Below are 14,838 nucleotides of genomic sequence, written 5' to 3' on the forward strand. Positions count from 1 at the left end.
GAATTGGTCGCTTTGTTGTTCAGTGGCAAGCGCGGAGGTATGGCTGTTTTGCAGGTGCGCGCGGAGCCCGCTTTGCGGGTCCCGGGTCCCGGGTTCCGGGTCCCGGCTTCTCAAGCCCCTCATGCCGGCCGCTCCATTGACACCCGCGCCGCGCGCCGCTCGCGCCAGGTCCGCACACGCTCGGAGGCGCGTTCCATGTACAGGTAGATCACCGGCGTGGTGTACAGGGTGACCAACTGCGACAGCAGCAGGCCGCCGACGATGGAGATGCCCAGCGGCCGGCGCAGCTCCGAGCCGATGCCGTCGCCCAGCGCCAGCGGCAGCGCGCCGAGCATCGCCGCGGCGGTGGTCATCATGATCGGGCGGAAGCGCAGCAGGCAGGCGCGGCGGATCGCGTCGTGGGCGCTGGCGCCCTCGCGGCGCGCGTCGATCGCGAAGTCGATCATCATGATCGCGTTCTTCTTGACGATGCCGATCAGCAGCACGATGCCGACGATGCCGTCCACCGACAGGCTCAGCCCGCACAGCATCAGCGCCAGCAGCGCGCCGACGCCGGCCGGCGGCAGGGTGGAGATGATCGTCAGCGGATGGATGTAGCTCTCGTAGAGCACGCCCAGCACGATGTAGATCAGCACCACCGAGGCCAGCAGCAGCCACACCACGTCGGTCTGGCTGCCGGTGAATTCGGCGGCCTTGCCGATGAACTCGGCATGCAGCTGCGGCGGCAACTGCAGCTGGGCGCGGGTCTCCTCGATCGCCGCCACCGCCTGCGACAGCGAATAGCCCGGCGCCAGGTTGAACGACACCGTCACCGCCGGCAACTGCTGCTGGTGGCTGACCACCAGCGGCGTGGTCGACTGCTTGGCCTCGGCCACCGCCGCCAAGGGCACGGTGCCGCCGCTGCCGACGGTGATGCCGGTGTTCTGCGCGCCGATGCCGGTGGCGGTGGACGAGTTGCTGGAGGTGGTCTGGCCGAAGCTGGTGGCGTTGCTGGCGGTCAGCGCGCCGCTGCCGTTGCTGGCCACCGCCAATTGGTTCAGCAGCGCGGTGCTGGTGCGGAACTCCGGCGCCACTTCCAGCACCACGCGGTACTGGTTGAGCTGGGTGAAGATGGTGGAGATCTGGCGCTGGCCGAACGCGTCGTACAGCGTGTCGTCGATGGTCTGCATCGGCACGCCGAGGGCGCTGGCCTTGTCGCGGTCCACGCGCAGTTCCAGCGCGCGGCCCTGGTTGGCCAGGTTGTTGTCCACGTCGGCCAGTTCCGGGCGCTTGCGCAGCGCCTCGGTCAGGCGCGTGGCCTGGGTCGCCAGTTCGGTGCTGTCCACGTCCGAGAGCGAGTACTGGTACTCGGTGGCGGCCACGCGGGTATCCAGGGTCACGTCCTGCACCGGCTTCAGGTACAGCGCCACACCGGGTAGCCCGGCCACCGCTTTCTGCAGCCGCGGCAGCAGGTCTTCCAGGCTGTCGCGGTCGCTGCGCGGCTTCAGCACGATGCTGAGCTGGCCCTGGTTGAGCGTGGGGTTCATCGAGCCGGCGCCGATGAAGGCGGCCACGCCGGTCACCGCCGGGTCGCGGCGCAGCGCCTCGGCCACCGCTTGGGTGCGCTGCTCCATCTGCGGGAACGCCACGTTCTGGTCGGCCTGGACCACGCCGGTGATCAGCCCGGTGTCCTGCTCGGGCAGCAGGCCCTTGGGGATCACCACGTACAGCAGCACGGTCAGCACCATGGTCGCCAGCGCCACCAGCAGGGTCAGCTTCTGGTGGCCCAGCACCCAGTCCAGGCTGCGTTCGTACAGCCCCACGGTGCGCGACCACAGCGTGGTCTTGCCGGCCGCCGCCGCGCGCTCGTGCGCGTCCTCGCCCTCGGGCAGCGCGTCGGGCTTGAGCAGGTAGGCGCACATCATCGGCGTGAGCGTCAGCGACACCAGCATCGAGATCACCACCGCGATGCTCAGCACCCAGGCGAACTCGTGGAACAGGCGGCCGGTGACGCCGGGCATCAGGATCAGCGGCAGGAACACCGCCACCAGCGACACGGTCAGCGACAGCACGGTGAAGCCGATCTGGCGTGCGCCGATCTCCGCGGCCTCGCGGCCGCTCTTGCCCTGTTCGATGTAGCGCACGATGTTCTCGATCATCACGATCGCATCGTCGACCACGAAACCGGTGGCCACCACCAGCGCCATCAGCGACAGGTTGTCCAGCGACATGCCGGCGAAGGCCATCACCGCGAAGGTGCCGGCCAGCGACAGCGGCACCGCCACCGACGGGATCACCGTGGCCCACAACCGGCGCAGGAACACGAAGATCACCGCCACCACCAGGCCGATGGTCAGGATCAGGGTGAACTTGACCTCGTGCACCGAGGCGCGGATGGTCTCGGTGCGGTCGGAGAACACGTCCAGGTGCACGCCCGCCGGCAACACGCCCTGCAGCTGCGGCAGGATCGCGCGGATCTGCTCCACCGTCTGCACGATGTTGGCACCGGGCTGGCGGCGCACTTCCAGCAGCACCGCCGGCTTGCCGTCGGCCCAGGCGGCGAGCTGGTCGTTCTCCACCCCGTCCACCACCTTGGCCACGTCCGACAGCCGCACCGGCGCGCCGTTCTTGTAGCTGATGACGGTGTCGCGGTACTCGGCGGCGCTGGACAGCTGGTCGTTGGTGCCGATGCTGTAGGACTGGGTCTTGCCGTTGAGCGAGCCCTTCGGCGCGTTGACGTTGGTCTGGGTCAGCGCGCTGCGCAGCGCCTCCATGGTCAGGCCCATGTTCGACAGCTGCGCCGGATTGACCTGGATGCGCACCGCCGGGCGCACGTTGCCGGCGATCGACACCAGGCCCACGCCCGGTACCTGCGACAGGCGCTGGGCCAGGATCGAGTCGGCGTAGTTGTTGACGTCGCGCAGCGGCAGCGTGTCGGAGCTGAGCTTGAGGGTGAGGATCGCCGCGTCGGCCGGGTTCACCCGGTTGTAGACCGGCTGGTAGGGCAGCGAGGAGGGCAGGGTGGACTGGCGAATCGCCGCCTGCACGTCCTGCGCGGCGATGTCGATGTCGCGGTCCATCGCGAATTGCAGCACGATCGTGGACAGGCCGGCCGACGAGTCGGAGGTCATCATCTGCAGCCCGGAGATCTGCCCGAGCTGCCGCTCCAGCGGCGTGGTCACCAGCGAGGCCATGGTGCTGGCGTTGGCGCCGGGATATTGCGTGGTCACCACCAGGCTGGGCGCGTCGATTTCCGGCAGCGCCGACACCGGCAGCTGCCGGTAGCCGAGGATGCCGAGCAGCAGCACGCCTGCCATCAGCAAGGTGGTGGCGATCGGGCGGCGGATGAAGATCGTCGAAAAGCCCACGGGGAAGATCCTTGCTGGTGAGAGTCCGGCGCGGCGGTGCCGGCGCCGGGAAAGACGGCGGAATCAGCGGCGGCCGTGGCCCCGCGCCGCGATCGCGGCGCGGCATGGCGACGCCGCCTGCAGGCGACCCCGCCGCGGCCGGCCGCGCGGGCGCGGCACGGCCCTCGCCAGGGCGCGCGGCGCGCTCAGCGCGGCCCGCCGCCGCCGCGGCGTCCGCCGCCGCGTTGCTGCTGCTTGCCCTCGGCGGCCTTCAGTTCGGCCTCGGTCGGCTCCGGCGGCGCCTCGCCCGGCTTCAGCGCGGTCACCTTGGTGCCGGGCTTGAGCCGGAACTGGCCTTCGGTGACCACCCGCTCGCCGGCCTTCAGGCCTTCGGTCAGCTGCACCTGGCTGTCGCCGACTTCCGCGCCCTGCTTGACCGTCTGCATCTTGACCGTGTTGTCGGCCTGCACCACGTACACGTAGTCGCCGTTGGGGCCGCGCTGCACCGCCTGGGTCGGCACCACCACCCCGTCGGGCACGGTGCGCAGGGTCAGGCGCACGTTGACGAACTGGCCCGGCCACAGCGCGCGGTCGTTGTTCGGGAACACCGCGCGGACCTTGAAGGTGCCGGTGTCGGCGCTGATCTGGTTGTCGATCACGTCGACCTGGCCGTCGCTGGCGATCGGATGCGCGTCGGTGCGGTCCAGCGCGGCCACCGGCAGCGGCGCCGCCGCCTGCGCCTGGCGCACGTCCTGCAGCTGGATCTCGGGCAGGTTGAAGGTGACGTAGATCGGGTGCACCTGGGTGATGGTGACGATGGTGCTGCTGGTGCTGACGATGTTGCCCACGTCCACCCCGCGGATGCCGGCGATGCCGTCGCTGGGGGCGAGGATGCGGGTGTACTGCAACTGCACCTGCGCCGCGCGCATCTGCGCATCGTTGGCGGCGACCGCCGCTTCGTACTGCGCCACCTGGTTGCGCTGGGTGTCCAGGTCGGTCTTGGCCACGTACTGCCGGTAGGCCGGCGAGTCGGAGCGCTGGAAGGTGGAGCGCGCGGTGGCCAGCAGCGCCTGGTTCTGGCGCTTGCTCGCCGCGGCTTGGTCGTAGCTGGCCTGCAGCGAGCGCGGGTCGATCTGCGCCAGCAGTTCGCCTTTCTTGACTTCCTGGCCTTCGCGGAAGTTCAGGCTCATCAGTTGGCCGCCGACCTGCGGGCTGACGGTGACGGTGCTCAGCGCGGTCACCGTGCCGGTGGCGGTGGCGTAGATCGGCACCGCCTGGCTGCTGGCGGCGACCACCGTGACCGGCACCGGCGTGTTGTCGCTGTCGTCGCCCATGCCGGCGTCGCCCCCCTTGTGATGCCCGCCGCCGCGCATGAAACGCGTGCCCACCACCACCAAGGCCACCGCTGCGAGGATCAGCAGCGCAATCTTCCAGAAACGCGACATCCGGGGAAACTCCTGTGGCGAGGCGGGGTGGAGGACCCTCCCGCAGTGGCTGGTGCAACGGTCGCGAAAGCATATCGCCGGCGCGTTGCGATTGGACCATGACTGAAGGGACAGACCCCGCGGGCGGGCGAGGCCGGTCGTTCGCTCTCGCAACGCACCGGCGGCGCATCGGTTGACACGGATTCGCAAGGGTTTTTTCCCCGCGGCGGGATCCACGGCCGCCCCCGACCGACCGCCGATGCACTACATTGACTGAACGCCTGTTGCGTCCCGACCTGGAGTCCTGCCATGCCGCGCCTGTCCCGCCTGCTGTCCGCGATGCTGTTCGCCGTCCCCGCCCTGGCCTGGGCGCAGAGCGCCGAGCGCCCCGAGGTGGCGGCTGCCGCGGCCAGGCTGCAGGCCAAGGTGGTGGAGTGGCGGCGCGACTTCCACCAGCACCCGGAGCTGTCCAACCGCGAGGAGCGCACCGCCGCCAAGGTCGCCGAGCGGCTGCGCGCGCTGGGCCTGAAGCCGCAGACCGGCATCGCCCACCACGGCGTGGTGGCGATCGTCAAAGGCGCGCTGCCCGGGCCGAAGATCGCCCTGCGCGCGGACATGGACGCGCTGCCGGTGACCGAGCAGACCGGCCTGCCGTTCGCCTCCAAGGCCACCGGGCAGTACCGCGGCGAGACCGTGGGGGTGATGCACGCCTGCGGCCACGACGCGCACACCGCGATCCTGCTCGGCGTGGCCGAGGCTCTGGTGGCGATGCGCGCGCAGCTGCCGGGCGAGGTCATGCTGGTGTTCCAGCCCTCGGAGGAGGGCGCGCCGGGCAACGAGGAGGGCGGCGCCTCGCTGATGCTCAAGGAAGGCCTGTTCCGCGACTTCAAGCCGCAGGCGATGTTCGGCCTGCACGTGTTCTCCAGCGTCCAGGCCGGCAAGATCGCGGTGCGCGGCGGCCCGCTGATGGCCGCCTCGGACCGCTTCAGCATCAAGGTGGTCGGCCGCCAGACCCACGGCTCGGCGCCGTGGAACGGCATCGACCCGATCGTGGCCAGCGCCGACCTGATCGGCGCCGCGCAGAGCGTGATCAGCCGTCGCGCCAACCTGTCCAAGCAGCCGGCGGTGCTGAGCTTCGGCGCGATCAAGGGCGGTATCCGCTACAACATCATTCCCGACGACGTGGAGATGGTCGGCACCATCCGCACCTTCGACGAGGGCATGCGCCAGCAGATCTTCGCCGACCTCAAGACCGTGGCCGAGCACACCGCCGCCGCGCACGGCGCCAAGGCCGAGGCGCACGTGCCCGACCAGGACGGCAACCCGGCCACGGTCAACGACCCGGCACTGACTGCGCGCATGCTGCCCAGCCTGCAGGCGGTGGTCGGCGCCGGCAACGTCTACGAACCGCCGCTGCAGATGGGCGCGGAGGATTTCTCGTACTACGCGCAGCAGGTGCCGTCGATGTTCTTCTTCGTCGGCGCCACCGGCCCCGGCATCGACCCGGCGACCGCGCCCAGCAACCACTCGCCGCAGTTCCTGCTCGACGAGACCGCCCTGGACGTCGGCCTGCGCGCGATGCTGCAGGTGTCCTTGGATTATCTGTGGATGAAGCCGGAGGCCTGAAGGGGCGGGATTGGGGAGTCGGGATTGGGGATTCGTAAAAGCGGCAGTCCCGCAGCCTCGTGGAAGGCATCGTGCGTCGGCCCGGCAGCGATGGACAGATGGACATCCGTAGGAGCGGCTTCAGCCGCGACGGGCATGACCGGGAAGGCTGTCGCGGCTGAGCCGCTCCTACGACGCGCGGCGTTGGATCGCCTCTGTGGGAGCGACGTCAGTCGCGACGCGCGACGCCCTGAGCCGAGGGAATCCTTCGACACCAATCGTGGCCGCCCTTCCAGACTCGCGCATGTGCCCTGCGCCCTTTCCCTGTAGGAGCGGCTTCAGCCGCGACGGGCGTTACCGGGAAGGCTGTCGCGGCTGAAGCCGCTCCTACGCGCGCGGCACTGGATCGCCTATGTGGGAGCGACGTCAGTCGCGACGCGCGAAGCCCAGAGCCGAGGGAATCCTTCGGCACCAATCGTGGCCGCCCTTCCAGACTCGCATGTGCCCTGCGCCCTTTCCCTGTAGGAGCGGCTTCAGCCGCGACGGGCGTTACCGGAAGGCTGTCGCGGCTGCAGCCGCTCCTACGCGCGCGGCGCTGGATCGCCTCTGTGGGAGCGACGTCAGTCGCGACGCATGAAGCCTCGCAGCGACGCAAGCACCTCGCCATAAGCACGCGCAGCATCGCTTCGCCACTCCCGAATCCCCAGCCCGAAGCCCCACCCATACACCTCCCAGCCAGAACGCGCCCGCTACACTGCATCGCATGAACACCCCCCAGGATTCCAGCCTCGGCCGCGAGGTCGCCTACCCGTCGCAGTACGATCCCGCGCTGCTGTTTCCCATCCCGCGCGCCGCGGCGCGTACCGAGATCGGCCTCGACCCCGTGGCGCTGCCGTTCTTCGGCGTGGACCGCTGGCATGCCTACGAACTGAGTTGGCTCGATGCGCAAGGCAAGCCCTGCGTCGCCACCGCGACCTTGCAGGTGCCGTGCGCCTCGCCGAATCTGATCGAATCCAAGTCGCTCAAGCTCTATCTCAACTCGCTCAACGCGATGCGCTTCAACAGCGCCGAGGCGCTGCGCAGCTGCATCGTCACCGACCTGTCGGCGCGTGCCGGCGCCGACGTGGCGATGGAATTCGGCTTGCCGCCGATCGACACGCTGGGCGAGGGCGAATCGCTGGACGCGCTGGACATCGCCATCGACTGCTACGGCCCGCCGCGTCCGGACTTCCTGTCCGCCGCCGACGGCGAGGTGGTCGAAGAGACCCTGACCAGCGAATTGCTCAAGTCCAACTGCCCAGTCACCGGCCAGCCGGACTGGGCGTCGCTGCACATCCGCTACCGCGGCGGCCGCATCGACCGCGAGGGGCTGCTGCGCTACCTGATCAGCTTCCGCGAGCATGCCGGCTTCCACGAGCAGTGCGTCGAGCGCATCTTCCACGACCTGATGACGCGCTGCCGCCCGCAGTCGCTGCAGGTGGAGGCGCGGTACACCCGTCGCGGCGGCTTGGACATCAATCCCTGGCGCGCCACCCCGGACGTGGCCGAACCGCTGAGCTTCCTGCGCGATCTGCGCCAGTAGCCAGACACCGCGCCGACACCGCGATGGTGCGGCGCCGTCCGCACCTGTGCTCGCCTGCGATCGGCTGCTTTCAGCGTGCTTGCGATGCGCGTGTCGCGCACCGCTCCCGAACCGATTGAACGGCGGTCCCTGTCGCCGCGTTCGAGGCACGTCGCACGCCTGAACCGCGTCTGCGCGATTCACGGCTGCGCGATCCTTTTTTAACAAATCCTGTGACACCGTGGCACCGTCCCATCACGCAGGGAGCTACGCGATGAACAGCGATAAACGTGCCGACTTCTCGGCAGTCACTGCCAAGGTGGATACCACGGCCGACGTCGTGCAGAAGGCGGACTTCTCCGCCGTGCAGAGCAAGGTCGACAGCACGGCCGAGCAGGTGCAGCAGGTGTACGTGGTCAAGCCCGGCGATTCGCTGTCCAAGATCGCCAAGTTGCATTACGGCGACGGCAATGCCTGGACGCGCATCTTCGAGGCCAACCGCGACGTGCTCGCAGACCCCGACAAGATCTATCCCGGCCAGACGCTCAAGTTGCCCGCCGGCGCCTGACGACACGAGCTTCCACCACCACTTCTTCGCCATTCCGACAGGAGTCCCTTTCCGATGAAGACCCGTTCGATCTCCCCGTTTTCGCCGCTGCTGATCGCCCTGGTCGGTGCCCTGGCGCTGGCCGGCTGCAAGAAGCAGGAGCAGCAGCAGACCACGTCGCCCGATCCCACCTCGTCCGCACCGACCGAACAGATGCCGGGTCCGGCCGCCGCGCCGGCGGAGCAGCCGGCACCGGCCGCCGCGGGCGCCAACGCGGTGAACGTCGCCGCGGTCGCCGTCGGCAACACCGCGGCCGCGGACAAGTCGGTCGCGCCGCTGACCACGCTCGGCAGCAAGGACAAGATCATCGTCTCGGTGAAGACCGAGGGTTCGGCGACCAATGCCAACGTCGGTGCCAAGCTGGTGTTCCAGGATGGCCAGACCGCCGGCGAGCGCACCGAGACGCTCAACACCAGCGGGGCCGACACCACCAACTTCGAGTTCACCAACCCCAAGGGCTGGCCGGCCGGCCAGTACAAGGCCGAGGTCACCGTGAACGGCCAGGCGGCGGGTACGCCGCAGACGTTCGAGGTGAAGTGATCCAGGGCTGAGCCCGGGTCACGGGTCGCACGCGCCGCCTCTCTCCCGGCACGTGCGACACGCTGGCGCAGCCGCGAGGCTGCGCCTTTTTTATGGCTGGTCCGATGGGGTGTGCCCCGAGTGGCAGGAAGTGGCACTGCGAATCGAAGGCGCGCATCCGATGCCGAGCGCGCGCGCCATCGCTGCATCGCGGTTTGGACGGCATCGCATGCAGCACGGTGTGTTGCGCGACGCCGTCGGTTGTCTTCAGGACAATCATCATCCGTGCCGCCCACAGGTGCGGCGCCAGTGTGGGTGGGCCTCAGACTGGCGCCGCACTGCTGCATGGCGCTTGTCGAAAGCAAACCCCCGCGCTTTGCCCACAGCCGGCAGACACGCGACAATGGACGGCCGATGTCCGGCGGTTGGCGGCATCGCGAAACCTACAAGAAACAATACGCCGCCGTACTGTCGGTGCTGCCTATTCCCCCTGCCAGAGGTCATCCGTCGCGTCATGTCGAATACGCCCAAGATCCTGTACACGCTCACCGATGAAGCCCCGTACCTGGCGACGCAGTCGCTGCTGCCGATCGTCTCCGCGTTCGCTGGCACCGCTGGCATCGCCGTGGAGACCCGCGACATTTCGCTGGCCGGCCGCCTGATTTCGCAGTTCCCCGAATACCTGCGCGAGGGCCAGCGCATCGCCGACGACCTGGCCGAACTGGGCCAGCTGGCGACCACGCCGGAAGCCAACATCATCAAGCTGCCCAACATCAGCGCCTCGGTGCCGCAGCTCAAGGCCGCGATCAAGGAACTGCAGCAGCAGGGTTATGCGCTGCCGGACTACGTGGACGAGCCGAAGGATGAGAAAGAGAAGGAAGCCAAGGCGCGCTACGACAAGGTCAAGGGCAGCGCGGTCAACCCGGTGCTGCGCGAGGGCAATTCCGATCGCCGCGCGCCGGCCTCGGTGAAGAACTACGCACGCAAGCACCCGCACCGCATGGGCGCCTGGAGCGCCGAGTCCAAGTCGCACGTGGCGCACATGGATGCCGGCGACTTCTACGGCAGCGAGCGCTCGGCGCTGATCGCGCAGGCCGGCAACGTCAAGATCGAGCTGGTCGGCAAGGACGGCACGGTGACGGTGCTGAAGGAAAAGACCGCGGTGCAGGCCGGTGAGCTGATCGATGCGGCGGTGATGAGTAAGCGCGCGCTGGCCGCCTTCGTGCAGGCGCAGATCGCCGATGCCAAGCAGCAGGGCGTGCTGTTCTCGCTGCACCTGAAGGCGACGATGATGAAGGTCTCCGACCCGATCATGTTCGGCGTGGTGGTCGAGGCGTTCTACCGCGACGTGCTGGACAAGCATGCCGCCACGCTCAAGCAGGTGGGCTTCGATGCCAACAACGGCATCGGCGATCTGTACGCGCGCATCGCCAGTCTGCCGGAGGCGCAGCGTGCGCCGATCGAGGCCGACCTGCAGGCGCTGTACGCGCAGCGCCCGGGCCTGGCGATGGTCAACTCCGACAAGGGCATCACCAATTTGCACGTGCCCAGCGACGTGATCGTCGATGCGTCGATGCCGGCGATGATCCGCGACTCCGGCAAGATGTGGAACGCCGAAGGCAAGCTGCAGGACACCAAGGCGGTGATCCCGGACCGCTGCTACGCCGGCGTGTACCAGGCGGTGATCGAGGACTGCAAGCTGCACGGCGCGTTCGACCCGGCGACCATGGGCAGCGTGCCCAACGTCGGCCTGATGGCGCAGAAGGCCGAGGAATACGGTTCGCACGACAAGACCTTCCAGATCGCCACCGACGGTACCGTGCGCGTCACCGATGCCGGCGGCACGGTGCTGCTGGAGCATGCGGTGGAAGCCGGCGACATCTGGCGCATGTGCCAGACCAAGGACGCGCCGATCCAGGACTGGGTCAAGCTGGCAGTCGAGCGCGCGCGCCTGAGCGCGACCCCGGCGGTGTTCTGGCTGGATCCGCAGCGTGCGCACGATGCGCTGATGATCCAGAAGGTGGAGCGCTACCTGCAGGATCACGACCTCAATGGCCTGGACATCCGCATCCTGCCGCCAGTGGAAGCCACCGCGTTCTCGCTGCAGCGCATCCGCAAGGGCGAGGACACCATCTCGGTCACCGGCAACGTGCTGCGCGACTACCTCACCGACCTGTTCCCGATCATGGAGCTGGGCACCAGCGCCAAGATGCTGTCGATCGTGCCGCTGATGGCCGGCGGCGGCCTGTTCGAGACCGGCGCCGGCGGTTCGGCGCCCAAGCACGTGCAGCAGTTCGTCGAAGAAAACTACCTGCGCTGGGATTCGCTGGGCGAGTTCCTGGCCCTGGCCGCGTCGCTGGAGCACCTGGGCCAGCGCCACCACAACGCCGCCATCGGCGTGCTGGCGCGCACCCTGGACCAAGCCAACGGCCAGTTCCTGGACAACGACAAGTCGCCTTCGCGCAAGGTCGGCGGGCTGGACAACCGCGGCAGCCACTTCTACCTGGCCCTGTACTGGGCGCAGGCGCTGGCCGCGCAGGACGAAGACGCCGCGCTGAAGGCGCGCTTCGCGCCGCTGGCCAAGCAGCTGACCGAGCAGGAAGCGACCATCGTCGCCGAGCTCAACGGCGTGCAGGGCCAGCCGGTCGACATCCAGGGTTACTACCGCCCGAACCTGGACCTGGTCGGCAAGGCGATGCGGCCGAGCAAGACCCTCAACGACGCCCTGGCGACGCTGAGTGCCTGATCGCTCGAGCCGAGCGTGACGCAAAGGGCCGCCCACTCGGGCGGCCCTTTGCGTTTGCGGCGCAGGAAACGCCGTGTAGGAGCCGCTTCAGCCGCGACAGGCTGGCCGGGAACGCCCGTCGCGGCTGAAGCCGCTCCTACGGGCAACCTGCGTCTGGCTCGACCTTGGCGAAGTAGGTCGCTGGAGATGTCCATGACGCAGATCCTGGCAGTATCCAGGCGCTGGTGGTTTTCCTGGATGCGTCGCCGGCTCCGCCCGACGCCCGCGTGACGCCACCATCTGGGTACACTGCGGGCATGCCGTCCACGCCGCTGCCGCTGCCGTCCGAACGCCGTGCCCTGGTCATCGGCCGCATCGTCTTCGAGGCGTTCGAGGACTACCACGCGCGCTTCGCGCAGATCTCCGCGCGTGCGCGCCAGCGCTTCGAGGCGCGCGACTGGAGCGCGGCGCGCGAGGATGCGATCGAACGCATCGCCCTGTACGACCAGTGCATCGCCGAATGCATGCTGCGCCTGCGCGCGGTGCTGCTCGGCCAGGCGCACGACCGCGCGCTGTGGATCCGCGCGCGCGACCACTACGCCGAGCTGATCGCCGCGCTGATCGACCAGGAACTGTACAAGACCTTCTACAACACCCTGACCCGGCGCTTCTTCCGCACGCAGGGCGTGGATGCGCAGATCGAGTTCGTGGCGCTGGACATCGAGCCCACCGACGCCATCACCCACCCGGTGGCGCGGCACAACTACGTGGTGTCCGAGGCGCGCCCGGTGGACGCGTTCGTGCGCGTGCTCGGCGACTATCCGTTCGACGTGCCGTACGCGCACCGCACGCGCTGCGCGGCGGCGATCGCGGTGCGGCTGCAGGACGACCTCGCCCACTGGGGCGAGAACCCGGTGCGCGGCATCGAACTGCTGGAGACGGTGTTCTACCGCGAACGCCGCGCCTATCTGATCGGCCGCGTGTTCGGCGAGCACCGTTTCTCGCCGTGCGTGATCGCGCTGGTCAACGACGAGCAGGGCCTGCGCGCCGAAGCGGTGCTGACCAAGCGCAACGACGTGGCACAGCTGTTCAGCATCTCGCGCAGCTATTTCCAGGCCGACCTGTCCACCGTCGGCGATGCGGTGGTGTTCCTGCGCAGTCTGCTGCCGCACAAGCCGATCGACGAGCTGTACACCATGCTCGGCCGCGCCAAGCAGGGCAAGACCGAACGCTTCCGCACCTTCTTCCGGCACTTCCAGGCGCATCCCAACGAACAGCTGGTGCATGCCGAGGGCACGCCGGGCATGGTCATGGCGGTGTTCACCCTGCCCAGCTATCCGCTGGTGTTCAAGCTGATCCGCGACCGCTTCGCCTATCCGAAGACGATGAGCCGCGAGGAAGTGGAGGAGAAGTATGCGCTGGTGTTCAACCTGGACCGGGTCGGCCGCCTGCTCGACGCGCAGCCGTACCGCTCGCTGCGCTTCCCGCGTGCGCGCTTCGCCCCGGCGCTGCTGAAAGAGTTGATGGAGGGCTGCGCGCGCAGCCTGCGCGAGGACGGCGACGACCTGATCGTCGAGCTGTGCTACGTGCAGCGGCGCCTGCGTCCGTTGAATCTGTACCTGCGCGAGCAGGGCGCCGAGGCCGCGCGCGAGGCCGCGCTGGACTACGCGCAGGCGATCAAGGACATGGCCCGCAACAACATCTTCCCCGGCGACATGCTGCTGAAGAACTTCGGCGTGTCGCGGCAAGGCCGGGCGGTGTTCTACGACTACGACGAACTGTGCCTGGTCACCGACTGCAACTTCCGCGACTGGCCGCAGCCGCGCAACGAGGAGGAGGCGATGTCCGCCGAACCCTGGTTCCACGTCGCCCCGCGCGACGTGTTCCCGGAGCGCTTCGCGATGTTCATGGGCCTGCCTGCGGCGTCGCTGGAGGCGGTGCGCCACGCCCATGGCGAACTGTTCGATCCGCAATGGTGGCGCGATCTGCAGACACGGCTGCGCGAGGACGATTATCCGGACGCGCCGCCCTACCCGGACGCGCTGCGTCTGGCCTGAGTTGCCGGCGGGCCGCCACTGCGGTGTAATCGGCGCCTCATCTCAGGCAAAGGAATGCGCGATGCACCGTCGATCTCTCTGTTCGTGGTGGCGCTGGAGCGTCCTGCTGTCGCTGCTGCTGGCATTTGCCGCCGTCGCCGCCGACGGGATCGGTCCCGGCGCGGTGCGCAAGCAGATCGAGAGCAGCATGCTGGTGAGCGGCACCATCGACATCGAGCCCAGCGGCAAGGTGTCGGCGCTGGCGCTGGACCAGCAGGAGCGTCTGCCCAAGGGGGTGGTCGACTTCGTCCGCAGCACCGTGATGCAGTGGACGTTCGCGCCCGGCATGCGCGATGGCAAGCCCGTTCCGGCGCGTGCGCCGATGACCCTGCGCCTGGTCGCCAAGCGCCAGCAGGGCGACGATTACCAGGTCGAGATCCGCGGCGCCGATTTCAGCCACTACGATCCCAACGACCGCAACGTGGTCACCTCGATCCAGATGAAGCCGCCGGCCTATCCGGAAGCCGCCTACAGCGCCGGTGCCGCGGGATCGGCGTACCTGGTGCTCAAGGTGGGCCGCGACGGTCGCGTCGCCGACGCCGCGGTGGAGCAGGTCAACCTGCGCGTGGTGGCGTCCGAGCGGCAGATGCAGCAACTGCGCGACGTGCTGGGCAAGAGCGCGCTGGGTGCGGCGCGCAAGTGGACCTTCCGCCCGCCGAGCGAAGGCAAGGACGTGGATGCGCCTTACTGGACCGTGCGCGTGCCGGTCGATTACGCGCTGCTCGACCAGTCCCGCCAGGGTGCGCCATCGGCTTACGGCCGCTGGATGAGCTACATCCCCGGCCCGCGCCAGCGCGCGCCCTGGATCACCAGCGAGGACGCGACCGGCTTCTCGCCGGACCTGCTGCCGGCCGGCGGCGTGTACATGGCCGACGGCGCCGGCCCGCGCCTGCTGACGCCGCTGCAGGGCGGCTGAGCGGCGATCGCCTGCCGCCTGGTCGCCGAGACGGCCAGGTGGCCTGCTTCGGCGACTGG

General features: G+C 68.9%; 9 protein-coding genes. 7 read left to right on the forward strand and 2 right to left on the reverse strand.

Annotated elements, in window-relative coordinates; genetic code table 11:
• Positions 1-119: 119 nt before the first annotated feature.
• Together NUG21_RS03305 and NUG21_RS03310 are read right to left on the reverse strand one after the other, a co-directional pair.
• The gene (locus NUG21_RS03305) at positions 120-3,347 is read right to left on the reverse strand and encodes an efflux RND transporter permease subunit (protein ID WP_160945596.1); all 3,228 of its coding nucleotides are present in this window, start codon (positions 3,345-3,347) and stop codon (positions 120-122) included.
• A gap of 185 nt (positions 3,348-3,532) precedes the next feature.
• The gene (locus tag NUG21_RS03310; RefSeq protein ID WP_263392275.1) at positions 3,533-4,771 is read right to left on the reverse strand and encodes an efflux RND transporter periplasmic adaptor subunit; all 1,239 of its coding nucleotides are present in this window, start codon (positions 4,769-4,771) and stop codon (positions 3,533-3,535) included.
• Positions 4,772-5,059: 288 nt separating this feature from the next.
• Here NUG21_RS03310 and NUG21_RS03315 point away from each other — a divergent pair, with 288 nt between their 5' ends.
• The 7 genes from NUG21_RS03315 (at position 5,060) to NUG21_RS03345 (ending at position 14,779) form a co-directional block, all read left to right on the forward strand.
• Complete coding sequence (locus NUG21_RS03315; RefSeq protein WP_263392276.1) at positions 5,060-6,376, forward strand: M20 family metallopeptidase; 1,317 nt, start codon at positions 5,060-5,062, stop codon at positions 6,374-6,376.
• Positions 6,377-7,118: 742 nt separating this feature from the next.
• Positions 7,119-7,937 carry an NADPH-dependent 7-cyano-7-deazaguanine reductase QueF gene (queF, locus tag NUG21_RS03320; protein ID WP_160945593.1) on the forward strand — a complete coding sequence of 273 codons (819 nt, stop codon included), beginning with the start codon at positions 7,119-7,121 and terminating at the stop codon, positions 7,935-7,937.
• A 253-nt stretch (positions 7,938-8,190) separates the two neighbouring features.
• Positions 8,191-8,484 (forward strand): LysM peptidoglycan-binding domain-containing protein, encoded by a 294-nt coding sequence (locus NUG21_RS03325; protein WP_017911040.1) that lies wholly within the window; start codon positions 8,191-8,193, stop codon positions 8,482-8,484.
• 54 nt (positions 8,485-8,538) lie between these two features.
• Positions 8,539-9,063 carry a hypothetical protein gene (locus tag NUG21_RS03330; RefSeq protein ID WP_160945592.1) on the forward strand — a complete coding sequence of 175 codons (525 nt, stop codon included), beginning with the start codon at positions 8,539-8,541 and terminating at the stop codon, positions 9,061-9,063.
• A gap of 493 nt (positions 9,064-9,556) precedes the next feature.
• Entirely contained in the window at positions 9,557-11,788 is a 2,232-nt protein-coding gene (locus NUG21_RS03335; RefSeq protein ID WP_263392277.1) for an NADP-dependent isocitrate dehydrogenase, read from the forward strand.
• 296 nt (positions 11,789-12,084) lie between these two features.
• Complete coding sequence (aceK, locus tag NUG21_RS03340) at positions 12,085-13,824, forward strand: bifunctional isocitrate dehydrogenase kinase/phosphatase (protein WP_242081877.1); 1,740 nt, start codon at positions 12,085-12,087, stop codon at positions 13,822-13,824.
• 61 nt (positions 13,825-13,885) lie between these two features.
• Positions 13,886-14,779: a TonB family protein gene (locus NUG21_RS03345; RefSeq protein WP_263392278.1), complete on the forward strand. Its 894-nt coding sequence runs from the start codon at positions 13,886-13,888 to the stop codon at positions 14,777-14,779.
• The last annotated feature ends 59 nt before the right edge of the window (positions 14,780-14,838 follow it).

The organism is Xanthomonas sp. CFBP 8445 (assembly GCF_025666235.1).
GTDB lineage: Bacteria > Pseudomonadota > Gammaproteobacteria > Xanthomonadales > Xanthomonadaceae > Xanthomonas_A > Xanthomonas_A indica.

Bases quoted from the DNA above. Each gene is read 5' to 3' on its own strand.
- NUG21_RS03330 (WP_160945592.1), top strand. From the start codon at position 8,539: ATGAAGACCCGTTCGATCTCCCCGTTTTCGCCGCTGCTGATCGCCCTG.
- NUG21_RS03325 (WP_017911040.1), top strand. From the start codon at position 8,191: ATGAACAGCGATAAACGTGCCGACTTCTCGGCAGTCACTGCCAAGGTG.
- queF (WP_160945593.1), top strand. From the start codon at position 7,119: ATGAACACCCCCCAGGATTCCAGCCTCGGCCGCGAGGTCGCCTACCCG.
- NUG21_RS03345 (WP_263392278.1), top strand. From the start codon at position 13,886: ATGCACCGTCGATCTCTCTGTTCGTGGTGGCGCTGGAGCGTCCTGCTG.
- aceK (WP_242081877.1), top strand. From the start codon at position 12,085: ATGCCGTCCACGCCGCTGCCGCTGCCGTCCGAACGCCGTGCCCTGGTC.
- NUG21_RS03310 (WP_263392275.1), bottom strand. From the start codon at position 4,771: ATGTCGCGTTTCTGGAAGATTGCGCTGCTGATCCTCGCAGCGGTGGCC.
- NUG21_RS03335 (WP_263392277.1), top strand. From the start codon at position 9,557: ATGTCGAATACGCCCAAGATCCTGTACACGCTCACCGATGAAGCCCCG.
- NUG21_RS03315 (WP_263392276.1), top strand. From the start codon at position 5,060: ATGCCGCGCCTGTCCCGCCTGCTGTCCGCGATGCTGTTCGCCGTCCCC.